This is a genomic window from Natronomonas aquatica (assembly GCF_024449025.1).
GTDB classification, from domain to species: domain Archaea; phylum Halobacteriota; class Halobacteria; order Halobacteriales; family Haloarculaceae; genus Natronomonas; species Natronomonas aquatica.
Genome location: NZ_JAHLKM010000002.1, coordinates 251,996 through 274,517, shown reverse-complemented (window position 1 = coordinate 274,517; position 22,522 = coordinate 251,996). Strand labels below are relative to the sequence as shown.

The following is a 22,522-nucleotide window of genomic DNA, read 5'->3' as shown; positions in this document are numbered from 1 at the left end:
TGTATTATTTAATAAAATAAATGAGTTATCATAGAGAGGGTTGGTTCACGACCCAACCAAAGAATAAAGACCGTCTTCGCGCACTGTCCGGTATGAATCCGCGTGGCAGCCCCTCCCGCCGGAGGGGTCCGAAACGCATCGGCACCGACCGACTCCGGTTTCCGGGGGGCGGCTCCCGATGACGGCTCCGGACGTTGAGGTGAAGGCGCTGGTCTTCGACGTGTTCGGGACGGTCGTGGACTGGCGCAGCGGCGTCATCCGCGAGGGCGAAAAGCTCGGCCGAGCCACGGACGGAAACGTCGAGGTCGATTGGGCGTCGTTCGCCGACGCCTGGCGCGAGGAGTACCAGCCCTCCCTGGGCCGGGTCCGGCAGGGAGAGATCCCCTGGCGGAACCTCGATGCGCTCCACCGTGAGTCGCTCGAGGGGCTGCTCGATCGGTTCGGCGTCGAGGGACTGACCGACGCGGAGATCGAACACCTCAACCGATCCTGGCACCGGCTCGACCCCTGGCCGGACGCGATCCCCGGTCTCAGCCGACTCAAGCCACACTACGTGATCTCACCGCTCTCGAACGGTCACGTCCGCCTTCTCACGAACATGGCCAAGCGGGCCGGGATACCCTGGGATCTGATCCTCTCGGCGGAACTCTCCGGCCATTACAAGCCGGACGAGGAGGCGTACCTGACCGCGGTCGATATCCTGGATCTCGAGCCCGACCGAGTCATGATGGTCGCCGCACACGAAGGGGACCTCGATGCGAGCCGCGAGGCGGGGCTCCGTACCGCCTACGTCCACCGGCCGCTGGAGTACGGCCCGGAAGCGGCCGAAAGCGCCGAAAAGCCGGACGACTCCGCCTACGACATCGTGGCCGACGACTTCGTCGATCTCGCGGAACGTCTCGACGCCCCGTCGATCGTCTGAGTAACCTTCTATTCAACTGATAAAAAATCGTTCCAAGCTGTTTTAAGATCTTTCGACGGCTGAAGCCGTCGATCTTCGCTCCGTACTTGTTATAAAACTCAGCCTTCGGTTGCTCGGAGAATCACTCGCTCAATCACCGGCAAAGCCGAAGAACGCTTGTACGCCCGCCCCGGCGAGGAAGACGATTACGAACTGGAAGCTGAACCCGATCTCCCCGGTCTGTGCGAGAAGCGGGAGATAGACCAGATATGCCGCGCCGAAGAAACTCGTCACTAGTATTATGGCGAGTTTGTACACCACCCAGGTGAGAATCGCGGCGACGATTCCGAAACCGATCGCAACGAGGACGGGCAGTATGAGCCAAACCGATGTCAAAGCGACCTCACCGCTGGCGATCGCTCCGCCGGTCAACAAAAACGCGAGCGGCGATGCGACTGCAAAGAACGCACCGAGCATGATCGCGAAACGGTGTAACAACACGAACAGCCCACCGACGAGGCTAGCGCCGCCGCCCATCATCAGCCAACTCAATAATAGCCCTTGCCCGCCACTCAGGCCGAGTCGAAGCGACAGCGCCCCACCGACCGTGATACCCATCGCGCCGCCGAGAATCGCTCCGGAGAGCCAGATCAGGTATTCGAAGACCACCCACCCGACAAACGTGAGCCCGAGTCCGATAAAAAACAGTAGGATGAACACTGGTGATTGCCCGGCCGCCGCCCCCCACTGAGACATGACTGATCCTCTGAGTAGCGTCACGATGAGATAGAGTATCACCAGCAATATTCCAAGACCAGCCGTGGTTGCGACGACGGAATGTAGTTTTCGCCACAATACCGGCGGTTCTTCCTTGCTCACCCGGGGTGCAGTTTCCAGTGTTGCTTCCTCGAAGAGATTGCAGTGGAACAATAGAGGCAAGTTCTTGAGCGGGTATTTCGGATACCACCCCATCGTCGAGTCGGTGTCTGCCGTCTGTTGTACCCAAAGCGTGGCGTCGGTATCCGAGAAATACGGGATTTCTTCGGCGAGTACGTACTCGTCGTCACTCGACGTAATCTCCGCAATAACCGATTTCCCGGCCTCCACGTCGCCGGTAACGCGAACCCCCTTCGAACCGGTTCCGATCACCCCGCGGCCTTCGTCATCCAGGCGATTAATCTCACCGCTGACGTAATCGCCGGCCTGCCAGTCGTTCGATTTCGCGTGTCGGGTCATCCATTAGGTGATCGAACATATGATAAATTATTAAATCCATCCCCTCCCCGGCGTTGTTGTCCGCGATCGGTGGGGTCAGTATCAGCCCTCTTCGCGGTCCGTGATCCCTTTCAGACTCGGAAAATCGGATACGTCGTCGGAGTACTCGATATCGGAGGAGATAGCTCGTAGCTCATCGATCCGCTCGGATTCCGTAACCCCGGAAGCGACGAGTAGCGTCGAGATCTTCTCGGCGTTCTGACGCCTCGCTACCCCAACCCGCACCGTCTCCGTCTCAAGCTCGGACTCGAGCCACATACGGGCGTCCTGAATACCCTGGCGGGGTAACGAGTCCGGTGGTCCAGCGACGATCAGCAACCCCCGTTCGGCACTCGAAAGTGAACACGGGGGCGTCATCCCTTCCCGTACGGTGGTACGAACCAGATCTCGGATCTGTGTGGCTATCCGATCCGTCGCTTGGGAGACGGACACTCGCCACGGAAGAACGCTACCGAGCACGCCACTACTCCGGGCGATATCTACAACGGGCGGTTCCGCGGCATACCCCAGCGCCGTAATCCCACCCCCGTCGTTCGGTTCGGTTCTCTTGGCCGCATCCGGTTTGTTACCTCCGCCGAGCGTTTCGATCAGGTCGGATACCGCAACATCGGTCCCTCTGCTCGGATCGGTTTGTACGTCTCCTTCGTCCGCTGACAACAAGGTCCCAAACCGGGTGGTGATTTCGTTATTTAGCTTGAGAACTGATGTCTGGGCACTGGGGGGATCCTCCCCGTCGCCCGGTTGGGCGGTGTCGTTGTCGTAGAGAAACGCCGAATCGGTGCTGTCGACGAACGGATGCAAGGTTCTACCGGCGTTCACCCGCATGCGTTCCCCTTCGTCATTTCCGGGCAGGATACCGAGGCCGTAGACCGGACGGACAGACTGATCTCGCAACGCGGAAGCGACCACGGGTGCTCCCCCACCCCCGGTGCCGCCGCCGAGCCCGGCGATGACGAGGAATGCATCGATTTGGCCGATCGAGACTTTGTCGGTCTCCGCAAGGATCTCATCGATGCTGTCCCGAAAGTACGTCCGTCCGGCTTCCGGGTTGTGTAACGTCCCCATCCCTTCGAACACCGACTCACCGAGGAGTAACTGCTCTGTCTCGGGGACTGTCGACAGTCTACGTAGCTCCGTCGAATCGGTGTTTACAGCCAGACCGTGGCGAATGAAATCCGCTTCCTGTCCTTTTTCATACTCCAGAAGCCGATCGAGGACGTTCCCACCGGCCCGTCCGATCCCGATGATTGCGACCTTCATGGTGCCCCGTTTCGTAACTGTTACACGTTAGCTTTTCCCGAAACTGCTCTCTATCAGGACACGAAACCGGGATTTTCACGAAGATATTGGCGCGTAATCCGGACACCCGGGAACGGAAGTGATTTCGCTCGCATCGGAAGGGTGCCTTTCAAGTCCGACGGCGCGATACGTCGGTGTATGAACCCCGGGGATCGCGTCCGCGTCGACCGAACCGACACGACCTACGAGGGCGTCCTCTTGCCCTCCTCGAGCGCCGAGACGCTCGTCGTCAAACTCGACGGCGGCTACAACGTCGGGATCGACAGGGCCGACGCCGAGGTAGAGGTACTCGAAACGGATACCTACGAGATCGGCGACCGCGGCGAAGGCGAGGGTGACTCCGAGATCACCTTCGATGAGGACCTCCCGACGATCGCGCTCATCTCGACGGGCGGCACCATCGCCTCGACGGTCGATTACCGGACCGGCGCCGTCACCGCCCAGTTCGACGCCGAGGACGTCCTCCGGGCCGTCCCCGAACTCGCGGGGCGGGCGAACTACCGGGGCCGCGTCGTCGCCAACATCCTCTCGGAGAACATGACGCCGACCGTCTGGCAGGACCTGGCGGCGGCCGTCCACGAGGAGATCGAACGCGGCGCCGACGGCGTCGTCGTCATGCACGGAACCGACACGATGCAGTACACCGCCGCCTCGCTCTCGTTTACGCTCGATGCCTCCGTCCCCGTCGTCCTCACCGGCAGCCAGCGATCGGCCGACCGGCCCTCCTCCGACAACGTGATGAACGCCGTCTGTGCCGTCGAGGCGGCGAAAGCGGACCACTCCGAAGTCCTCGTCTGTATGCACGGGTCCGAATCCGACGACGTCTGTGCGCTGCACCGCGGGACCCGCGTCCGGAAGAACCACACCTCCCGCCGGGACGCCTTCGAGACCGTCGGCGCGAAGCCGCTCGGCCGCGTCGGGTGGGACTCCGGGGCGGTTTCGTTCCGCCGGGACGTCGCCGAACGGGGTGCGGGATCGAACGGTCTTTCGGCCGCCCTCGAGACGGACGTCGAACTCGTCAAGTTCGTCCCCGGAACCGACGCCTCGTTTCTGGACGTCGCCGACGGCGCATCCGGCCTCGTCATCGAAGGGACCGGCCTCGGCCACGTCAACACCGACTGGATCGACCGGATCGCGGCACTCGTCGACGACGGGACGACGGTCGTCATGACGAGTCAGTGTCTCGAGGGCCGTGTCTGCGATCGGGTCTACGATACGGGCCGTGACCTGCTCGAGGCGGGCGTCGTCGAGGCCGGCGATACCCTCCCGGCGACGGCGTACGTCAAGCTGATGTGGGCGCTCGAACACACCGAGGACCCCGCGGACACGATGCGACGCTCGATCGCCGGCGAACTCCAGGACCGATCCGTCCCCTGGACGTAGGCGGGGCGATCGGGCACCGCTTCGGACCGGGGCGTACGATCGTGGGGGGATCCGCCACGAACCGCCACTCCGGGATCGGGGCAAACGTTTAACCCTGTCTCCGGTCCACCCCGACCATGGAGATAACCGCCGTTCGGTGCGTCAGACGCGAGGGGACGCTCTCCGGTGTCGATAACTTCGTCCAGTCTCGGGTCGCCCGGCCGCTGGACGTCTACGACGAATTCAGAGACCAGTCGGGATTCAGCGTCGGTGATATCGGGATCACGGAGGGCGAAGGCGGCGAGATACAGGTATCGAGCGTCTTCCTCGAGATCGAGACCGACGCCGGTATCACGGGGCTGGCGGGACCGATCGGCGAGACGCTCGCGTTTCTCACGCTCGAACTTGAGGAGCTGCTCGTCGGGAGAGACCCCCTCGAGACCGAGAAACACTGGGATCTGATGTACAGACGGGAAGTCGACGGCCGCAAGGGCGAACGGATGATGGCGATCAGTACGATCGACTGTGCGCTGTGGGACATCAAGGGAAAGCACTACCGGGAGCCGGTTCACAGGCTGCTCGGCGGGCCGACCCGAACGGAGCTACCGGCGTACGCCTCGATGTTCCTGTACGATACCGACCCCACGGCCGTACGCGAACGGGCCGCCGACATCGAAGAGCGTGGCTATTCCGCACAGAAGTGGTTCTTCCAGCACGGACCGGGATCGGGCGAGGAAGGCAAACGGAAAAACATCGCGCTGGCCGAAGCGGCCCGCGAGGGAGCCGGCGACGACCACGACCTGATGTTCGATTGCTGGATGAGTTGGGGGCGATCCTACGCCCTGGAGATGGTCGATCGGCTCGCTCGCTACGATCCGGCCTGGCTCGAAGAGCCCGTCTCGCCGGACATCATCGACTCGTACGCCGACGTCCGCGAGGCGGCCGACTTCCCGATCGCCGGCGGCGAACACGAATACACCCGATGGGGGTTCCAGGAACTCCTGAGCCGAAACGCGATCGACGTCGCACAGCCGGATACCTACTGGGCGGGCGGGGTCAGCGAACTGGACAAGATCTGTACGCTCTGTTCGGTTCACGATATCCCCGTCGTGATCCATGGGTTCTCGGTCCCGACCAACGTGCAGGTCACCGCCGCCCAGTCACCGACGGTCTGTCCGCAGGTCGAATATCTCCCCCGGCTGAACGCGGTGACCCAGTTCTTCTTCGAGGACCCCGTCGAGCCCGAAAACGGGACGGTTCCGGTCCCGGACGATCCGGGGATGGGGATCCGGATCGACGACTCGAAGGTCGAATCCGAGACCGAACTCGAGTTCGGCGGGTAGCCCGCTTTCGACGGTAGATCCCGGCCGGATCGCTCCGGCCGTTACGTCCCCACGACGACGGCCTCGCGGAGTTCGAGAGCGGTTTCGAACTCCTCGCGCCGACCGAGTTCGCCCCCGAGCCGTTTGAGGTGTTCGGCGTGGACGCGCCGCAGCGCCTTCCACTCTCGGGGTTCGAGGTCGAGATCCGCCCCGACCGATTCCCAGTGGCCCGCCTCGACGAAAAACACGGTCGCCGTCCCGTCGGCGTGGATCCGTTCGTACCGACGGCGGTACTCCTCGAGCCGCGACTCGAGGTAGGCCTGCGCCCGATCGACGAGGTCGGGGAGCCGCTCGCCGGGCACCGACGCCTGGGCGGCCGCGAGCACCAGGGCGTTGCCGTCGAGCGGTCCGCCGGACACGTCAGCCACCGGCACGCATGGCCTTCTGGGCGAACCGGTCGATGAGCGGGCGGAGCGATTCCGCCTCGCCGCTGAACTCGACCCGTACCTCGTTGAGTGAGAGGCTGGTGCCGGGGACCGGGTTCACCGTCCGCTCGGTGAGTTCGGCCGTCCAGCCGTCGCCCTCGATCCGGTCGCCGGCCTCGTCGATCCGCTCGCCGCCGAGGTTCTCGAGGTAGTTCGCGGCCAGCCGTTTCGAGATGCCGCGGAACTCCCGTGTCTCCTCCATTTATCCCCCCGCGACCGGCGGGAACACGCTCAGTCGGTCCCCGTCCTCGAGGGCGGTCGCCGTCCCGTCCATGTGGACGACCTCGCGGCCGTTCTTCAGCACCGACAGCTGCGGTTTGATTTCCCCGTCCTCGTCGAGGGTATCGCCGGCGAGTTCGGGAAATTCCGATTCGAGGCCGGCAAGGACGTCGCCGACGGTCACGCCCGGTTCGAACGTCCGAACGATTTCCTTCTGTCCGACCGCGGTTCGGAAGTTCGCGAAGAACCGGAGATCGATTTCGACCCCGACGTCGTTTTCGGTCATACGTCGGAAAGCCGGATACCGTCCTCGACGAGACGGGCGTTCCGCTCGCGGTCCAGCTGGGCCGCCAGCCACTCGTGGCCATAGAGCTGTTCGATCAGGTCCGCATAGAGGTTCCGCCAGGCGATCGCGAAGATCGGCGATTGGCCCCACGCGCGCAGTTCGGGAACGAAGCCGTGGAACCGCTCGATGCGGTCCTCGAAGTGTTCGATGAGATCGAGGACGCGGGTCGCGGCCTCGCTGTCGTCGTCGGCCGCCTCCATGGCACGCTCTAGCCGTGCGTTGTATCCCTCGACGGCGCGCTGCATGTCCTGTCGGGCGCCGTCGCCGTCCTCCGGGAGCGACTCGAGGAGCGGCTTCGGGACACCGAGTTCGATATCGTCCATACGGACAACTGACGCGCCATAAATAAAAAGGTGATCGGCACGGGCGGCAACGGCGCCTTCGGGCTATCGCTCCTCACAGTGTCTGACGTCGACCGCGACGCCGCGTGTCGATTCGACCATCGCCCGGCCGTGGCAGGCCGCCCGCCCGACGCCGACCGCCTTCGGCCCCTCGAAGAGGACCTCATCGCCCGGCCGGATCGAGTCGTCGGCATCGACAACCCCCGGCGCGAGGACGCTTCCGCTCGGCACGAAGCCGTCGATCACGACAGTCTTCGTTTCGGCGCTGCTCGCACGCCACGTGCGACCGCCGGCGAGGGTCAACGAGAGCGTACCGTACTGGGGAACCATCGTCGCCAGGTGCTCGCCGTCGCCGTCTCGGACCCGCAGTTTCGGGTAGTACCCCTCGGTCGTCGCGTCGGGGCCGAACACCGCATCGCCCGCGCCGTCGCCGAACTGGAAGTCCGCGATCGCCCGCACTGTCGCCGCCTCGCGTTCGCTCTTGTAGTAGCTGTCTTCGCCCTCGAGGGCGGCGTCGAGGGCGGCGAGTGACTCGTCGGTCGTCGGGTGATCGACGACGGTGTGCTCGAACTCGACGCCTGCTCGGTCCTCGACCCGCTCGCAGATCTCGCGGTAGTCGTCGGGGACGTGGGCGATGTGTCTGTCGTAGTCGGCCCGCCCGAGGTACCGCTCGAGGACGCTTGCGACGAACTCGATCTCGGTTTCGGTCCACCGGCCGGTCACGACGCTGTCGTAGTGCTGGGCCGGATACGTGGTCTCCAACTCGTTCGGGACGACGCCGATCGGCGAGGTCATCGAGACCATATGCCCCCGGTAGCCGATCGCCCGGCTGAACTGCTCGTGGCTCTGAGATTCGCTGTAGGGTTTTCTGGCCGAACAGGGCAAGAGTACCAGCGGCCCCTCGAGCCGACGCCGGTACCGGCTCGTCACCCGGTCGGCGAAGCACTGAATCTCGGGCCGACGGAGCGAGTCGTCCGTCGCGGCGAGCAGTTCGTTCCGCCGGAAGACGGGCGTTCGCTCCTCGATGTAGCTGTACTGCTGATCGAGCCGCCGGAAGACGGCAGTCAGCCACGCCTCGTGTCGAGCCTGGCCCTCGATGTAATCCCTGAGCCGCCCCCGGCTGATCCGGCCCCGGACGCGGGAGAGCTCCGCCCGGAGGGCGGCGACGTTGTGTTCGGCGCAGTCGGTCTGGTCGAACGAGTCGATCGGCTCCCGGCAGGCCGGACACGGACACGGAAGTTCCTCGAGGTCCTCGAGGAACGCCTCGCCGTCGGTCGTGAGGTAAAACCCCTCCAGCCCCCGCGCTCTGGCGCGTTTCTCGTCAACGAGATCGACGCCCGCATACACGAGCGTCGCGACGTTGGCCGGCGTCGCGACCGCCGGACAGTACAGCGCGGTGTCGTCGGGGACCGCCTCCCGGACCGACAGCACCGCCTCGACGAACGCCTCGGCGTGGCCCGCGTAGCCGCCCGCGTTCGACAGCACGTACGCGTCGGCCCCGTGATCGTCGGCCGTCCCCGGGGAGACGACGGCAGCGCTCGGATACTCGACGGCGGGATACTCGACGGCGAAAGCCTCCTCGACCGGCGGCTCGGTTCCCGGCGGGAGCGCCCGGTGTGGTAGTACCGTCAGTTCCGATTCGTCGCCGTCGGGAACCGACTGTGACTCGTGCCAGCGGCTGCCGGCGTCGGCGAGGGCGTCGTCGACGACCGCCGGCGTCGAAACCGGCTCGGCGAGCCGCAACGTTCCCCGGCGTGCGGCCCCATCGCGGTCGCCGACCTCGAAGTACTCCGTCATACCAACCCCTGCTCGCCGGCGAAGTAACTGTCCGTCGGTTCGTGAGCGGCACCCCCTCCCCCCGAAATCCCGTGTCTGCTTTACTCTTCGGTATCCTCGGAAAGACCGAGTTCCGCCGTGAGCCGGACGGTAATGACCTGTTCGACGATCCCGAGCAACTGCTCGTCGTCGGTCGTGTACTCGGCGAAGATCCCGAGCGGGATCTCTCCGCCGGCCATGTCGTGGTGGCCGCCGGCGCTTCCGACGTCCTCGAACGCCGCTTTGAGCACGTTCCCGACGTGGATCCGTGGATCCGGCGACCGGGCACTGAAATGGATGGAGTCGCCGACGATCCCGAAAACGATGACCGTTTCGACCCCCTCGAGCGTCGCGAGGTAGTCGGCGGCCTGCGGGAGCGCATCGCGTTCGGTCGTCCGCCCGACGTGGGATATGAGCACCGACGAACTCGTCTCGCGGTTTCTGATCGCCGTCGCGATCGCATCGAGCGTTTTGCCGGTGACCGACGGCGTCGAGAGCTTTCGTAACAGCTCTCGATCGGCGTGGTCGTGGAGATAGCCCGCCGCGTCGTACTCCGCCCGCGTCGCCCCACGCAGGAAGTTGAGCGTCTCCCGTCGGATCGCGAACAAAAGCGCCGTCGCGAGCACGCTGTCGAGTTCGACATCGAGTTCGCGGACGTACTCGGCGAGGATCGTCGCCGCCGCCCCCAACTCCTCGCGGTGATCGACGAAGCGGGCGTCGATCCCCTCGGCAGGGTGATGATCGATCACGATATCCAGCCGTATTCCCTCCGGTACCCGGTTGTTCGCGCCGGGGATCGAGTGATCGACGAACGCGAGCAACGATCCCGCCGGCCGATCCTGTACCGTTTCGACCTCGAACGGCTGGAGGTCGATCTCGAGCAAGTTGACGAACGCCCGGTTCTGCTGGTGGGAGATGTCGCCGCTGTAGAGGATCCGCCGCTCGTCGATGCCGGCCGCGGCCGCGATCCGCCCGAGAGCAAACGCGCTCGCCAGACAGTCCGGATCGGGGTTGTTGTGACAGACGATGGTCAGCTCGTCGCCTTCCGTGAGAATCTCATAGAGACTGTCGGCGTCGTCCATTATCGGGTGTACGGTCGGGAACCACTTAGGAATCGCCGTGGTTTCCCGACCGTCGGATCACTGCTCGACGCCGAGTTCCAGCACGTCGACCCGCCCGGGTATCGCATCGAGCGCGGAGTCGGGCCACCGCCAGTGGGCGAGGGCGAACTCGACATCGGGGTTCGCCTCGACGAGCCGGCGCACGCCCGCCGCCGCCGCCTCGTAGGCCGTCCGGTCGAGCCGTTCCGGCCGCTCGGCGGTCAGCGGATAGCTCTCTGACAGCGCCGGCGGGACGGGGCCGAAGGGTGTCCGGAGCCGCCAGGTCTCGTCGAAGCGGCTGTTGTCCTCGCCCGCCGACAGCAGTACGCGGTCGCCGGACACGGACAGCCGCGAGAGCCGATCGTGATACCGTGTGACCTCCGGGCGCCGCGCCGAGTCCGCGGAGAGATGAAAGAAGGTCCCCTTCGAGACGGGATCGTGGCGTTCGAGTCCGGCCGCGTCGTCGAGGAGCGCCCGGTAGCCGTCGACCATCGCCGGGTGACTCCGGGCGCGGCGCTCGACCAACTCGAAGAGGTTGCCCTCCCGGATCGCCTGTTTGACCGTCCGGAGTTCGCGGTAGCTGACGTGGAGGTTGTGTCTGGCGAGCAGTTCCTCGCGACGGTCGTCCTCACACGCCCGGAGCGTCTCCGGTGTGTGTTCGATACAGACGGGACAGGAACACGGGAAGTACTCGAGATCCTCGAGGTGGTCGGTCCCGGCGACGGTCAGGTACCGTCCGTCCCGGGCGTACAGCGCGTAGGCGGCCGAATCGAACAGATCACAGCCGGCGGCGACCGCCAGCGCAAACATCATCGGATGGCCGGCCCCGAAGAGGTGAACCGGCGCGTCCGCGCCGAGGCCACGTTTGGCCGCCCGGACGACCTCGATCATTTCGGCGTACCGGTAGCCGTTCATCAGCGGGACGACGGCGCCGACCGGAAAGACGTCGAGGTCCGTCCCGTAGGCATCCCTTGCTGCGTTCTCCCGAAGGTCGGGGTAGGTCGATCCCTGGATCGGGGCGTTGACGAGCATCTCGCCCGTATCGACCGCCTCGGCGGCCTCCAGGCGGGACCGGGTCGTTTCGAGTTCGGCTTCGGCCCGCTCGCGGGCGGCGTCGGGCGGCGTCGGGACGTCGATCGGCGTCCCGATGTCCGAGCCGATATCGCGCTGAAACCGCAGGATTTCGGCGTTAGTCACCGAGATTTCGCCGTACTCGGAGAGCTGAAACGAACCCGAGTCGGTCATGATCGCGCCCGAGAAATCGAACAGTTCGGCGAGCCCCTCCTCGAGGGCTCGTTCGCGGAACTGCTCGCTCCCGTAGAGGATATAGCCGTTCGTGATGAGTATCTCCGCGTCGAACTCGGCCTCCAGCGTCGCTGGCTCGATCGTCCGGAGGTGGGGATTTATCACGGGCAAAAGCGCCGGCGTCTCGACGGTCACGCCGGCCCGTGGGACGGTCAACTCGCCGATACGACCCGCGCCGTCGCCGTCCCGGAGCTCGAAGATCTCACGCATCGGGACGAACCGACGGCGTCCGGAGGGATAAGCCGATTGGATAGCGCGCGAGGGGGAACATGTTCGGCGGGGAGTTTATTCCAGTACGCCCCCGTTTATTATATAGATGATTGACACGAAGGGGCTCTTCGAGCAACTGTCGACGGGCCGCGGTGCGGATTTCGATTTCGGCGACGAACCCACGGAGGCGGAACTCAGAGAGGCCGTCCGAAAGCTCAAAGCGGAGGGGCTCTGTGGCCGACGGATCGTCGAACAGCGGCTCGGGCCCTACTTCATCGCGAACGACACCTACGGCGAGCGCGAACTCGAGATACTCGAGACGGTCGTCGCCGAGGAGTACGCGGGGACGGACCTCTGTGTGGAGGGTCGAAGCAAGGAGTGCAGCCGGCTCCGCGGCGGCTGTAAAGGGTCACAGTAACGCGTCGGCGCCGTTCTTTGGCCCGCCTCCTGCGAATCGTATAAGTCGGCTACCCGCCTATCGTTCTGTATGGAATGGCGACTGTTCGCCAACCTCGCCGAAACCGCCGGCACCAAGCGTGTCGCGGTCGAGGCGGGGCCTGGCGACACGTTCGGCGACGCCCTCGAACAGCTTCTGGAGGCACACCCCGACCTCGAACCCGAAGTGCTCGACGAGGACGGCGAGCTGCGGGATCACATCCGCGTGTTACGAAACGACGAGAACCCCTTCGTCGCCGACGACGGCTTCGAGACCGAACTGGAAGCGGGCGATGAACTGGCGATGTTCCCGCCGGTCAGCGGCGGATAGGAAACCGACGCATAAGCGTCAAACGGCCGTTTGACGTACCACAAGGGACACATCCGCTCGATACCTCCTGTCGGATATGAGCCCGCAGAGACGTACGTTTCTCCGGCTTGCCGGGCTGGGCGCCGTCACGACGCTTGCCGGCTGTTCCGATCCGACGGAACCGGGAGAAGACGGGTCGGCGGACGCGATCGCCGGCGTGGATAACCGGCCCTTCGTGACTCACAGTGGGAGCCCCGTCCGGGACGGGGCGGATACTGTCGGTCGGGCTGTCCTCGTCGACAGCGAAGCGCGAGAACGTGCCGTGTTCGATCAGTACGACGCCGGGGAACGACGCGACGAGTTCGAGGACTTCCTGGCCGATCTCGACTACGAGCGCGAGCGGCTGTTAATCGCGGAGTCGGTGGGACCGGACGCCTGCCACGATCGCCTCGACGTCTCGAACGTCCGTCCCGTAGCGGGCGAACTCCGGGCGGAGGCGACAGTCGTCGACACGGGCGAGGACGGGACGGCGTGTGCGGAAGTCCTCACCTATCCCTCGGCTGTCGTGCGAATCAGTTTCGAGGCCGGGACAGCGCCGGCTGATTCGGCCGCCGTCGAGATGACCGACGGATGGGACGAGACGGCGACGATATCCGCGACAGTCGACGACCCGCTCGATCCTAACCTGGGCTCGCTCGAGGGGTCGATCCGCCCGGAAGCCGAAGCCGATCCGCTCGAACCGCTCGAGTGTGGGCGCTCGAACGTCCACCGTCACCCGCAGGCCTTCGACAGCGAGAATTTGCGGTGGGGCAACTTCTGGCACGAGGGCCGGGTGGCCCTCGGGCTCCGGATCGATGACACCGCCTACGAGTACGGCGATACCACTCGGATCGAACTGACGAACGTCACAGACGAGTCCGTCTATACGGGCAACAGCGCGAAATACAACGTTCAGGCGTACACCGGGGACGGCTGGCAGGACCTCCGGGTCGCCGGCGAGGATCAGCACTTCGGATACGAAGACGACGCGGTCGAACACCCGCCCGGCAAGGGCTTCGAGTGGTCGCTCGGGTTGACCGAAGCGGGGATCACCGCGGACACGTTCCATGACCACGCCGAGGTCTGTCCGGATCTCGCCGCCGGCCGCTATCGGTTCGCCTTCTTCGGGATCACCGACGGCGCCGTCGCTGTGGCGTTCGATCTCCGGTTATAAAGTAGTGGACGGGCCGACGCTCAGTCGTCGGCGGGTGCGGCCGAATCGCCAGCGGAGACGCCCGTTCCCGGCCCGACATCGATGTCGAGTTCGTCGAGCTTCTCGTCGGGCACCACGCCGTCGACCCAGCCGCGGACGTCGTAGTACTCCTCTTTCATCTTATCGAGTTCGGCGAGTTCGCCCTCTATGCCGCCCTGTCCGGGGATCGCGTCCTCGGAACCCTCGACGAACCGTTCGGGGAGGTCGTCGTCCGACCCGTCGAAGCCGGCGAGGTTGTTGTAGTAGCGTTCGAGGGTCCAGATCCGCTCGCCGGTAGTCATCAGGTCGTCTTCGGTCACGTCCAGACCCGTCATGCCGTTGTACTGCAGGACGTACTCCTCGACGCCCTCGGCGAAGGCGTTGAACTTGCAGATATCGAAGCTATCCGAGATCGCGTGCATGTCCTGGAAGGTGGCGGCGAGTTCGCCCTTGCCCTCCCACTCGACGGGATCGACCTTCTCGGGGATACCGAGGATCTCCGCCGCCGGGGTGTACCCCCGAAGGTGACACGCCCCACGGTTGGAAGTGGCGTACGCGATCGCCATTCCCTTCATACACCGGGGATCGTAGGCCGGGATCGTCTGGCCCTTGACCGCCAGGGAGTTGTCGTGGGCGTCGCGTCGGTCGGCGATGCGGTCGGCGCCCTCCGCGAGCAGATCAGCGAGGTCGTCCTCGCGGCGCCCGATGCGCTCGATCATGTCGACCATCGTCTCGGCGTCGCCCCACTCGATCCCGTCGCCGAGGTCGTCCAGTTTGCCGTCCTCGGTCATCTCCATGGCCATCGCGAGCATGTTGCCCGTATCGATGGTGTCCATACCCATGTCGTTACAGCGGTCGATCATCACCGCGATCTTGTCGCGGTCGTCGTTCATCGAGTTCGGACCCAGCGCCCAGGCGGACTCGTACTCGTAGGACTCCATCCGGACGTTCATATCCTCGCCCTTGTGGGTCACGTCGACCTCGACTTCCTTCTTGCAGGCGACCGGACAGGAGTGACAGGTCGGTTCGTCGACGAGGATGTTCTCGCGGACGTTCTCCCCGGAGACGTTCTCGGCGTCGATGTTCGGCTCGTCTGGGGACTCGGTTGCCTCGCTCTCCGTCGAGGTGTATCGGCCGTTTCGGGTCGGCAGACCGTCCATTTCCTCGGAGACGTTCATCAGGACGTTCGTCCCGTACATCGATAGCCCGCCTTCGTTGGGGGCGGTGACGTCCGACTCCTGGATGACCTCCATGGCCTGTTTGTGGCCCTTCTTGAACGTCTCGGGGTCGGCCGGTTTCGGCATGTCGGTCGAGGCCCTGACGACGACCGCTTTGAGGTTCTTCGAGCCCATCACACAGCCGGTGCCGCCCCGGCCGGAGGCCCGGTCGTCCTCGTTTACGATGCAGGCGTATTTGACGCCGTTTTCGCCGGCCGGCCCGATCCCCATAAAGGAGAGGTTCTTGCCGTAGGCGCCGTCGAGTTCGTCCTCGATGGTCTCGCAGGCGCTCTGGACACCTTCACCCCAGAGGTGGGAGGCGTCCCGGAGTTCGATTTCGCCGTCCTCGACGAGGGCGTAGACGGGCGAGTCGGCCTGTCCCTCGAACAGCAAGCCGTCGAAGCCGGCCCATTTGAGGCGTGCGCCCGACCAGCCGCCGTGGTGGGAATCGGTTACCGTCCCCGTCAGCGGCGATTTCGTACACACTGCGATACGACCGCTCATGGTGACCTGGGTACCCGTGAGCGGCCCGTTCATGAACGCAAGGAGGTTCTCGGGGCCTTCGGGGTCGACGTCGGGACCCTGATCGAAGACGTATTTGACGCCGAGGCCGCGCGCGCCGATGTACTTTTTTGCGTCTTCGTCGTCGATCGATTCGTGCTGTACGTCCCCGCTCGAGAGGTCGACTCGAGCGACGCGGTCGTGGAAACCACCTAGATCTGTCATGGTAATATTCAACACTAGCTAGTTGGTTTCCATCGTCGTAATAGTTCCCACCATGATGTAACAAAAAATGGTTACATACGGGATTCGACAGGGAATCCGGGCGGCGACCGGGGTGCTGAAGTGCGGGCTCCCGTAGGTACCACCGTGTCGTTTACACTCCCGACCGTCCCGCGTCCCCTTCGGTACGCCGGCATCGTCTGTCTGGCGCTCGCCGTCCTCCTCGCGTCGATCGTCGATCCGGGCGGGGGACTCCCGAGGACGCTCCTCGGGATCGGGTTCACCACCTATCTTCACGTACTCGCGTACGCCGGACTCGCCGCCGTGTCTGGATACGCGCTGGCGTCGGCGGAGCGCCGGACGCTGCTCGCCGTCGCCGCCCTCGTGACACTGTATGGGGCGGCGATCGAACTGTTGCAGGGCACGATCCCGTACCGGACGATGGCAGCTTCCGACGCGGCCACGAACGCCGTCGGTGCCGCCCTGGGAGCCACGCTGTGGTGGCTCGTCTCGCCGTGGTTCGGCATCGCGCGCGGCGGATAACCGGAGGGGCTCAACCGACAGGGAATCGGGGCGAACGCGGATCAACCGACAGGGAATCGGCGGGACACACTGCCACCACCCGATCCGACACGGATTTAGGGACTCGTCGGCTAACTCGTTTAATGAGTCAGCCGACACCCGAAAGCTACGAGTCGGGACGGGGGATGGACGCCCACAACGAGGTGATGCGCGAGATCCGGGCGCGCAACGACGAGAGTTACGAGCCGACCGAGCCGACCCGGGTGTGGCTCGACGAGGACAACACCCCCGACGGCGTCCGACAGTCGCTGACGATCATCCTCAACACCGGCGGCTGTCGGTGGGCCCGTGCCGGCGGCTGTACGATGTGTGGGTACGTCGCCGAATCGGTCGAGGGCGGCAGCGTCGGCCACGAGAACCTCATGACGCAGATCGAGCACTGTCTGGGACACGAGGCCGAAAACGCCGAGAAACCGGCCGAAATCGTCAAGATCTACACGTCCGGCTCTTTCCTCGACGAGCGGGAAATCCCCGCCGAGACGCGGGCGGCGATCGCCGAAACGTTCGCCGACAGAGAGCGGATCGTCGTCGAATCGTTGCCGGATTTCGTCGACCGGGGGAAACTCGCGGACTTCCTCGATCGCGGCCTCGAGACCGACGTCGCGATCGGTCTCGAGACAGCGACCGACCGCGTCAGACACGACGCCGTCAACAAGTACTTCGACTTCGCGGACTTCGAGAACGCCTGCGCCGAGGCCCGGACGGCGGGCGCCGAGACGGGGGAAACGGGCGAACCGGTCGCGGGCGTGAAGGCCTATCTGTTGATGAAGCCACCCTTCCTCGCCGAACCCGACGCCGTCGCCGACATGAAGCAGTCGATCCGGGGGTGTGCCGCCGTCGAGGGGTGTCATACGGTTTCGATGAACCCCTGTAACGTCCAGCGACACACGATGGTCGAGGAACTGTACCACGACGGCGGCTTCCGGCCGCCCTGGCTGTGGTCGATCTGTGACGTGCTCGAGTCGACGGCCGACGTCGACGCGCTCGTGGTCTCCGATCCGGTCGGGCACGGCTCCGATCGCGGCCCGCACAACTGCGGGGAGTGTGACGACCTCGTCCAGCGGGCGATCAAGGACTTCGACCTCCGACAGGACCCGTCGGTCTTCGAGGAAGTCTCGTGTGCGTGTGAGTCGACCTGGGAGTACGTCATGCGCGAGGAGACGGCGTACAACCAGCCGCTGGTCCGATGACGGTCGCTGGTAATAGGATCGTTCACATAAGTGACTGACCACCCATTCGACGTGAGCCCTCCCCGCCTCGCGACAGATACCTCCGACAGCCACCGGCGCTGTACGGCGCGGGTACTCGCCGGACACGGGACCGCTGAATGAGCCGGACGACGGCGCCGGACCGCGCAGTCAATGTTACCGACGGCGCTTTGATACGGCCGTTGATCGTCCTGTCGATCCCGATCGTCCTCACGAACCTGTTGCAGGTCGGCTACAATCTGGCCGATACGTTCTGGGTCGGCCGGCTCGGCCAGCCGGCCGTCGCGGCGCTGTCGTTCTCGTGGGCGATCGTCTTTTTGATCATCAGCCTCTCGCTCGGCTTTTCCGTCGCCGGGACGGTCCTCGTGGCACAGAACAAGGGCGCGGGACGACTCGAGCGTGTCAGCCACGTCGCCGGCCAGACCGTCTCTGTCGTCGTCGGCGTCTCGGTGTTGTTCTCGATTGTGGGGTTCGCACTCGCCCCGACGCTCCTGGAGTTGGTCGGTGCTACCCCCGGCTCGAAAGCGTACCGGCTGGCCCTCGAGTACACACGGACGATGTTCGTCGGTATCCCGTTCGTGTTCGGCTTCTTCGTCTTCCAGTCGCTGCTTCAGGGCTGGGGCGACACGAGAACGCCGCTCTATCTCATGACGTTCGGCGTCGCGCTGAACGTGCTTCTCGATCCGTTTTTCATCCTCGGGTTTCAGGACAACGTGGTCTTCGCGTGGACCGGCCTGGCAGGCGTCGAGACGACGCTGTACGGGCTCACGGGGTTCGAGGGGTTCGGCGTTCAGGGAGCGGCGTTCGCGACGATCCTCTCGCGGGGGATCGGCGCTGTCATCGGGATCTGGCTGCTCCTGTCGGGTTCGGTCGGGATCGAGCTCTCGTTGTCCGATTTCAGGCCGCGGTTCGGGACCGTGCGTGATCTCTTCCGGATCGGCGCGCCGGCGAGCATCGAGATCTCGACGAGCGCCTTGAGCGTGACGATCCTGACCGCTCTCGTCGCCATCGCCGGCTCGGACGCCGTCGCAGCCTACGGGATCGGATCGCGGATCACCTCGATCGTCGTCCTGCCGGCACTGGGAGTCGCACGCGGGGTCGAGACCGTCGTCGGCCAGAACCTCGGTGCCGGATACGTCGACCGCGCCAGGCGGGGTGTGATCGCCGCCGTCGGGCTCATCGCCGGCGCGCTCTCGCTTTTCAGCGTCGGGATCTACCTCTTGGCCGATCCGATCATCGGGGTATTCATCGACGGGACGGGGGCGGCGATCGTCACGGATATCGGCGGCGGGTATCTCCGAATCGTCGGCTCGTCGTACGTCTTTTTGGGCGTCTTCTACGTCTTTCAGGGTGGATACCGCGGTAGCGGCAACACCCGGATGGCGATGGTCTTCGCCTTCGTCGGCTTCATCGTGTTCCGGTCCGTCTTCGCCTACGCTCTCGCGGTCCCGGGCGGACTGGAGGCGACCGGTATCTGGTACGGCGAAGCGATCGCGAACCTGCTGATGGCGCTTCTCGTCGGCGGCTACTTCTTGCGGGGAACCTGGACTGGGCGTGTGATCGACGACAGCGGTTCCACCCCCACCTGAATCGACCGCGGCGGTTTCGACTACTCGAAGGCCCGCAACACACCCTGACCGTCCGTCGGTCCGATGTCGGGCAACGACGCCCGCTCGGGGTGGGGCATCAACACAGCGACGTGGTCGTCCGCACCGAGGACGCCGGCGACGTTGTCCTTCGAGCCGTTGGGGTTGGCCGCCCGGGTGACGTCCCCCTCGGCGTCACAGTACCGGAAGAGCACCCGATCGTCCGTCCGGAGTTCCTCGAGTCGGTCGTCGGTGATCTCGAATCGCCCCTCGCCGTGTGCGATCGGCACCTCGATGATCTCGCCTTCCTCGAAGGCCGCCGTCCAGGGCGTGTCGGGGTTCTCAACCCGGAGGTGGACCGGCTCACACTGGAAGCGGGCGCTCTCGTTGGTCGTGAACGCGCCGGGGGTGAGCCCGCCCTCCGAGCCGATCTGGGCGCCGTTGCAGACGCCGAGAACGGGCGTGCCAGCCTCGGCGGCCGCCCACACCTCGTCGAGGATCGGCGTCCGGGCAGCCATCGCGCCGGCCCGGAGGTAATCGCCGTACGAGAAGCCGCCGGGAATGACGATCCCGGTCTCGTCACCGGTGAGGCCGTCCCTGTGCCAGACGATCTCGGCGTCGATCCCGAGATGTTCGAGCGCACGGACGGCATCGCGGTCGCAGTTGGATCCACCGAAGCGAACGACCGCAACGGTCACAGCGAGCCCCCCGTGGGTGAGCCGGGCGTTGCGGTCGTTGTGACTGCGACGGTCACAGCGAGCCCCCCGTGGGTGAGCCGGGCGTCGCCAGATATGCAGTCGATATCGGAGTCATCTACGCCTCCGTGACCTCGACGTCGTAGTCGTGGATCGTCGGGTTCGCGAGCAGCCGATCGGCCATCTCGGTCGCCTGTGCTTCGGCGGCCCCTGCGTCGTCGGCCTCCAGATCGACCTCGAAGCGGTCGGCCGACCGCAGATCCTCCAGTTCGAACCCGAGCCGTTCGAGCGCCTGCTTCGTGGTCTCGGCCTCGGGGTCGAGCACGCCACCCTTGAGCCGAACGGTGACGGTCGCGGTGTAGGCGGTCATATCTATCCCGGCGTGTTCGTGCGTGAAAACGGTTGTGGGTTCCCTACAGTATACACGTTCGTGTATACGGCGGTTCGAACCGGGATCGCCGGGGGATATCTCCAAAGAACTATGAGCGGGTCGCGATATCCACTCGGTGTGTTCCCGCGTTCGTCCTCCTCCACGAACAGACGCACACTTCTCGCCGGATGTACGGCGCTGGCGGTCGGGCTCGCCGGCTGTAGCGGCCTCGGAGAGAGCTACTCGATCCCTGCCGATCTTGGCGTCCGGAGCGACTGGCCTCACCAGTTTCACGACCCAGGCAACACCAACGCGGCCCCCGATGGCCCCGACTCGCTGACCGAACGGTGGAGCCGACGGGTCGAGGCCCGCCTCGATCGACCCCTCGTCCTCGAGGGGACAGTCCTCACCGTCGCGACGGATCGTGGTGACACCGTCCACAGTCGCGTGCTGGCCTACGACGCCGACACCGGCGACCGGGAGTGGCGCTACGAACTCGACGGCCTGCGTCGAGCCCGGATCGTCGCCGCGGTCGGCGATCGCGTCTACGTCGTCGGCGACCGGACAGACGCCGCCGGCGAACAGCGACTCTGTGCCGTCGGGACGGACGGCTCGATCGCCTGGCGTTTCGACGCCGAGCGGATCACCGCCGTCGCCGTCACGGAGGCGACGGTCTTTGCGTCCGTCCGTCACGGGTCGGTCGTCGCGATCGACGGCAGCGGCGAAACCGTCGGCCGACTCCATCCGGTCGGGTGGCCGGGCGGGCGCTGGCTCTCCGATCGGACGCCAACCGGCCGACCGGCCGTCAGCGGCGGCCGGGTGTTCGTCCCCTTCGCACGGTACGACGCGGACCGGGAGAACAGTTACTTCCAGACGGAGGTCGTCGCCTTCGACACCAACGGGGTCGCCTGGAGGTCGGCCGTCGGCGACGTCCGCTACGTGGAAGGGGTGGCGGCCCTCGGGGAGTCTGTGTACGTGCTGGCTGTCGATCAGCGTGGAGGTCCGTCCGAGCCCCGTGTCGTGAGCCTCACCGTTCTGGACGCCGCGTCTGGCGAGCGTCGCTGGACACGCTCGGTCGAGGGAGGGCTGAGTTCGCCCCTCGCCGTCCGGGAGGAGGGAGTCACTGTCGTCGGGAGCGACGTCCGCACGTTCGACCCGGACGGACAGCTTCGCTGGCGCGAGGCAGTCTTCTCCGGGGCGCCGGTCGTCGCCGGCGATCGGGCCTACGGTCGCCGGACCGAAAGCGGGGCCGTAGACACGGTCGTCGCCGCCGACCTCGAGACCGGCGAGCCCACCGCCGCCCACACCTTCGAGCACCAGCTCAACCGGGCACCGGTCTTCGCCGACGGGCGGGCGATCGCCCGGACGCTCGAGTACGACCGCACCGGGGAGGGCGCCGAACACGCCGCCGACCGACTACACATGCTCCGGTGATCGGGCTCACGACCCGTCGGTGAGATACGTTATACGACAGTTCGGACAGAGATCGCCGGCGAGCAGCGACGACATCGGATCCCACGCCGTGGCGCAGTTCTCACAGCGCAGTTTCGGGCGATCGTGTGTGGTCTCGAATCCCGTGCCGTCCGAGTTCCCGTCCGCCGTCCCCGGGGGTTGGCCGTCGTCCGCGGCCGGGGACTGTCCGGTTCGCGTATCTCCTCCCGCGAAATCCGGCCACTCCGTCGGGCTGCGCTCCTCGGTGCTCCCGTCGGTGAGGATCACCGCGTCGTCGGTGACCGGCGGCTCGTCCCCGCCTTCCCCCCCGCTTCCGACCTCGACGCCGTCGGTGGTGGCCGACGCGGACGCGACCGTCCCGCCCCCATCCCGCGTCCGTTTCCCGGCCGCGTCCCCGACGTCGCGGGTCGGCGGTTCGGCCTCGTCGGTCCCGGCCGCCGGATCCGCGCTGGACCGTTCGGGATCGGACGGGTTCCGTGCCGCGTCGTGTTGCATCACCACGGTGTTCTCGGCGAGGACTCGTTCGGTCCCACAGTGTCGACACGTCTCGACGTTCCGCCTCGTCAAAACGACCTCCTCGCCGTGTCGTTCCCGCTCCTCCCGGTGTGTCGGGTCGCCGAAGTCGTGCCCGAACAGACAGCTGAGCCCCATTATCCCGAGTGTGGGCGGACTGATACAAAAATCCCGATGCCGGTTCGACCGCTCGCCGCGCCCGGCCGTCATACGCACGTCT

23 protein-coding genes are annotated in these 22,522 nt (G+C 65.5%); 10 read left to right on the top strand and 13 right to left on the bottom strand.

Annotation, left to right across the window (positions count from 1 at the left end; translation table 11 throughout):
* Nucleotides 1-178 precede the first annotated feature (178 nt).
* Nucleotides 179-922, top strand: a complete 744-nt coding sequence (locus tag KM295_RS03385; protein ID WP_256028458.1) for a haloacid dehalogenase type II — start codon at nucleotides 179-181, stop codon at nucleotides 920-922.
* Between the two features lie 129 nt (nucleotides 923-1,051).
* Here KM295_RS03385 and KM295_RS03380 read toward each other — a convergent pair whose 3' ends face one another.
* Together KM295_RS03380 and KM295_RS03375 are read right to left on the bottom strand one after the other, a co-directional pair.
* Nucleotides 1,052-2,008 (bottom strand): TMEM198/TM7SF3 family protein, encoded by a 957-nt coding sequence (locus KM295_RS03380; protein ID WP_256028457.1) that lies wholly within the window; start codon nucleotides 2,006-2,008, stop codon nucleotides 1,052-1,054.
* A gap of 210 nt (nucleotides 2,009-2,218) precedes the next feature.
* Nucleotides 2,219-3,436, bottom strand: a complete 1,218-nt coding sequence (locus KM295_RS03375; RefSeq protein ID WP_256028456.1) for an FtsZ/tubulin family protein — start codon at nucleotides 3,434-3,436, stop codon at nucleotides 2,219-2,221.
* A gap of 177 nt (nucleotides 3,437-3,613) precedes the next feature.
* On the opposite strand from KM295_RS03375, the gene gatD reads away from it, so the two are divergent.
* Both gatD and KM295_RS03365 read left to right on the top strand, forming a co-directional pair.
* Nucleotides 3,614-4,858 (top strand): Glu-tRNA(Gln) amidotransferase subunit GatD, encoded by a 1,245-nt coding sequence (gene gatD / locus KM295_RS03370; protein ID WP_256028455.1) that lies wholly within the window; start codon nucleotides 3,614-3,616, stop codon nucleotides 4,856-4,858.
* 116 nt (nucleotides 4,859-4,974) lie between these two features.
* Nucleotides 4,975-6,180, top strand: coding sequence for an enolase C-terminal domain-like protein (locus tag KM295_RS03365; RefSeq protein ID WP_256028454.1), 1,206 nt, complete (start codon nucleotides 4,975-4,977; stop codon nucleotides 6,178-6,180).
* Between the two features lie 41 nt (nucleotides 6,181-6,221).
* Here the strand turns inward: KM295_RS03365 and KM295_RS03360 are convergent, their stop codons facing one another.
* From KM295_RS03360 to tgtA, 7 genes are all read right to left on the bottom strand, one after another.
* Nucleotides 6,222-6,587 carry a DUF8048 family protein gene (locus KM295_RS03360; RefSeq protein ID WP_256028453.1) on the bottom strand — a complete coding sequence of 122 codons (366 nt, stop codon included), beginning with the start codon at nucleotides 6,585-6,587 and terminating at the stop codon, nucleotides 6,222-6,224.
* Nucleotides 6,580-6,846 carry a MoaD-like domain-containing protein gene (locus KM295_RS03355; RefSeq protein ID WP_256028452.1) on the bottom strand — a complete coding sequence of 89 codons (267 nt, stop codon included), beginning with the start codon at nucleotides 6,844-6,846 and terminating at the stop codon, nucleotides 6,580-6,582. The genes KM295_RS03360 and KM295_RS03355 overlap by 8 nt, the downstream gene beginning before the upstream one ends.
* On the bottom strand, nucleotides 6,847-7,149 hold the full coding sequence (locus tag KM295_RS03350; RefSeq protein WP_256028451.1) for a ubiquitin-like small modifier protein 1: 303 nt from the start codon (nucleotides 7,147-7,149) through the stop codon (nucleotides 6,847-6,849).
* Nucleotides 7,146-7,532, bottom strand: coding sequence for a DUF7971 family protein (locus tag KM295_RS03345; protein ID WP_256028450.1), 387 nt, complete (start codon nucleotides 7,530-7,532; stop codon nucleotides 7,146-7,148). The genes KM295_RS03350 and KM295_RS03345 overlap by 4 nt, the downstream gene beginning before the upstream one ends.
* A 63-nt stretch (nucleotides 7,533-7,595) precedes the next feature.
* Nucleotides 7,596-9,347 carry an archaeosine synthase subunit alpha gene (gene arcS, locus KM295_RS03340; RefSeq protein WP_256028449.1) on the bottom strand — a complete coding sequence of 584 codons (1,752 nt, stop codon included), beginning with the start codon at nucleotides 9,345-9,347 and terminating at the stop codon, nucleotides 7,596-7,598.
* 80 nt (nucleotides 9,348-9,427) lie between these two features.
* On the bottom strand, nucleotides 9,428-10,447 hold the full coding sequence (locus tag KM295_RS03335) for a DHH family phosphoesterase (protein WP_256028448.1): 1,020 nt from the start codon (nucleotides 10,445-10,447) through the stop codon (nucleotides 9,428-9,430).
* A 57-nt stretch (nucleotides 10,448-10,504) separates the two neighbouring features.
* A complete protein-coding gene (gene tgtA, locus KM295_RS03330; RefSeq protein ID WP_256028447.1) occupies nucleotides 10,505-11,980 on the bottom strand; it encodes a tRNA guanosine(15) transglycosylase TgtA in 1,476 nt (491 codons plus the stop codon).
* 106 nt (nucleotides 11,981-12,086) lie between these two features.
* Between tgtA and KM295_RS03325 the strand changes: the two genes are divergently transcribed.
* From KM295_RS03325 to KM295_RS03315, 3 genes are all read left to right on the top strand, one after another.
* Nucleotides 12,087-12,398 (top strand): hypothetical protein, encoded by a 312-nt coding sequence (locus tag KM295_RS03325; RefSeq protein ID WP_256028446.1) that lies wholly within the window; start codon nucleotides 12,087-12,089, stop codon nucleotides 12,396-12,398.
* Between the two features lie 69 nt (nucleotides 12,399-12,467).
* Nucleotides 12,468-12,746 carry a ubiquitin-like small modifier protein 1 gene (locus KM295_RS03320; RefSeq protein ID WP_256028445.1) on the top strand — a complete coding sequence of 93 codons (279 nt, stop codon included), beginning with the start codon at nucleotides 12,468-12,470 and terminating at the stop codon, nucleotides 12,744-12,746.
* Nucleotides 12,747-12,822: 76 nt separating this feature from the next.
* Nucleotides 12,823-13,938, top strand: a complete 1,116-nt coding sequence (locus KM295_RS03315) for a hypothetical protein (protein ID WP_256028444.1) — start codon at nucleotides 12,823-12,825, stop codon at nucleotides 13,936-13,938.
* A gap of 20 nt (nucleotides 13,939-13,958) precedes the next feature.
* Here the strand turns inward: KM295_RS03315 and KM295_RS03310 are convergent, their stop codons facing one another.
* A complete protein-coding gene (locus tag KM295_RS03310) occupies nucleotides 13,959-15,899 on the bottom strand; it encodes an aldehyde ferredoxin oxidoreductase family protein (RefSeq protein ID WP_256028443.1) in 1,941 nt (646 codons plus the stop codon).
* Between the two features lie 144 nt (nucleotides 15,900-16,043).
* Between KM295_RS03310 and KM295_RS03305 the strand changes: the two genes are divergently transcribed.
* The 3 genes from KM295_RS03305 to KM295_RS03295 all read left to right on the top strand — a co-directional run bounded on the left by KM295_RS03305 (nucleotide 16,044) and on the right by KM295_RS03295 (nucleotide 19,275).
* A complete protein-coding gene (locus KM295_RS03305; RefSeq protein ID WP_256028442.1) occupies nucleotides 16,044-16,439 on the top strand; it encodes a VanZ family protein in 396 nt (131 codons plus the stop codon).
* Nucleotides 16,440-16,561: 122 nt separating this feature from the next.
* The gene (locus KM295_RS03300) at nucleotides 16,562-17,668 is read left to right on the top strand and encodes an archaeosine biosynthesis radical SAM protein RaSEA (RefSeq protein ID WP_256028441.1); all 1,107 of its coding nucleotides are present in this window, start codon (nucleotides 16,562-16,564) and stop codon (nucleotides 17,666-17,668) included.
* 137 nt (nucleotides 17,669-17,805) lie between these two features.
* The gene (locus tag KM295_RS03295; protein ID WP_256028440.1) at nucleotides 17,806-19,275 is read left to right on the top strand and encodes an MATE family efflux transporter; all 1,470 of its coding nucleotides are present in this window, start codon (nucleotides 17,806-17,808) and stop codon (nucleotides 19,273-19,275) included.
* Between the two features lie 20 nt (nucleotides 19,276-19,295).
* On the opposite strand, the gene purQ is transcribed toward KM295_RS03295, so the two are convergent.
* Nucleotides 19,296-19,970 (bottom strand): phosphoribosylformylglycinamidine synthase I, encoded by a 675-nt coding sequence (gene purQ / locus KM295_RS03290; protein WP_256028439.1) that lies wholly within the window; start codon nucleotides 19,968-19,970, stop codon nucleotides 19,296-19,298.
* 115 nt (nucleotides 19,971-20,085) lie between these two features.
* Entirely contained in the window at nucleotides 20,086-20,337 is a 252-nt protein-coding gene (gene purS, locus KM295_RS03285; RefSeq protein WP_256028438.1) for a phosphoribosylformylglycinamidine synthase subunit PurS, read from the bottom strand.
* A gap of 138 nt (nucleotides 20,338-20,475) precedes the next feature.
* On the opposite strand from purS, the gene KM295_RS03280 reads away from it, so the two are divergent.
* Nucleotides 20,476-21,771, top strand: a complete 1,296-nt coding sequence (locus KM295_RS03280; RefSeq protein ID WP_256028437.1) for an outer membrane protein assembly factor BamB family protein — start codon at nucleotides 20,476-20,478, stop codon at nucleotides 21,769-21,771.
* Between the two features lie 6 nt (nucleotides 21,772-21,777).
* Here KM295_RS03280 and KM295_RS03275 read toward each other — a convergent pair whose 3' ends face one another.
* On the bottom strand, nucleotides 21,778-22,440 hold the full coding sequence (locus KM295_RS03275; protein ID WP_256028436.1) for a DUF7093 family protein: 663 nt from the start codon (nucleotides 22,438-22,440) through the stop codon (nucleotides 21,778-21,780).
* Between the last annotated feature and the right edge of the window lie 82 nt (nucleotides 22,441-22,522).

Excerpts from the sequence above, each read along its gene's own strand:
- KM295_RS03385 (WP_256028458.1), top strand. The coding sequence starts at position 179 with ATGACGGCTCCGGACGTTGAGGTGAAGGCGCTGGTCTTCGACGTGTTC.
- KM295_RS03315 (WP_256028444.1), top strand. The coding sequence starts at position 12,823 with ATGAGCCCGCAGAGACGTACGTTTCTCCGGCTTGCCGGGCTGGGCGCC.
- KM295_RS03325 (WP_256028446.1), top strand. The coding sequence starts at position 12,087 with ATGATTGACACGAAGGGGCTCTTCGAGCAACTGTCGACGGGCCGCGGT.
- KM295_RS03295 (WP_256028440.1), top strand. The coding sequence starts at position 17,806 with ATGAGCCGGACGACGGCGCCGGACCGCGCAGTCAATGTTACCGACGGC.
- KM295_RS03350 (WP_256028451.1), bottom strand. The coding sequence starts at position 7,149 with ATGACCGAAAACGACGTCGGGGTCGAAATCGATCTCCGGTTCTTCGCG.
- tgtA (WP_256028447.1), bottom strand. The coding sequence starts at position 11,980 with ATGCGTGAGATCTTCGAGCTCCGGGACGGCGACGGCGCGGGTCGTATC.
- KM295_RS03275 (WP_256028436.1), bottom strand. The coding sequence starts at position 22,440 with ATGGGGCTCAGCTGTCTGTTCGGGCACGACTTCGGCGACCCGACACAC.
- KM295_RS03355 (WP_256028452.1), bottom strand. The coding sequence starts at position 6,846 with ATGGAGGAGACACGGGAGTTCCGCGGCATCTCGAAACGGCTGGCCGCG.
- KM295_RS03365 (WP_256028454.1), top strand. The coding sequence starts at position 4,975 with ATGGAGATAACCGCCGTTCGGTGCGTCAGACGCGAGGGGACGCTCTCC.
- KM295_RS03345 (WP_256028450.1), bottom strand. The coding sequence starts at position 7,532 with ATGGACGATATCGAACTCGGTGTCCCGAAGCCGCTCCTCGAGTCGCTC.
- KM295_RS03375 (WP_256028456.1), bottom strand. The coding sequence starts at position 3,436 with ATGAAGGTCGCAATCATCGGGATCGGACGGGCCGGTGGGAACGTCCTC.
- gatD (WP_256028455.1), top strand. The coding sequence starts at position 3,614 with ATGAACCCCGGGGATCGCGTCCGCGTCGACCGAACCGACACGACCTAC.
- KM295_RS03335 (WP_256028448.1), bottom strand. The coding sequence starts at position 10,447 with ATGGACGACGCCGACAGTCTCTATGAGATTCTCACGGAAGGCGACGAG.
- KM295_RS03310 (WP_256028443.1), bottom strand. The coding sequence starts at position 15,899 with ATGACAGATCTAGGTGGTTTCCACGACCGCGTCGCTCGAGTCGACCTC.
- KM295_RS03300 (WP_256028441.1), top strand. The coding sequence starts at position 16,562 with ATGAGTCAGCCGACACCCGAAAGCTACGAGTCGGGACGGGGGATGGAC.
- purS (WP_256028438.1), bottom strand. The coding sequence starts at position 20,337 with ATGACCGCCTACACCGCGACCGTCACCGTTCGGCTCAAGGGTGGCGTG.
- KM295_RS03320 (WP_256028445.1), top strand. The coding sequence starts at position 12,468 with ATGGAATGGCGACTGTTCGCCAACCTCGCCGAAACCGCCGGCACCAAG.
- arcS (WP_256028449.1), bottom strand. The coding sequence starts at position 9,347 with ATGACGGAGTACTTCGAGGTCGGCGACCGCGATGGGGCCGCACGCCGG.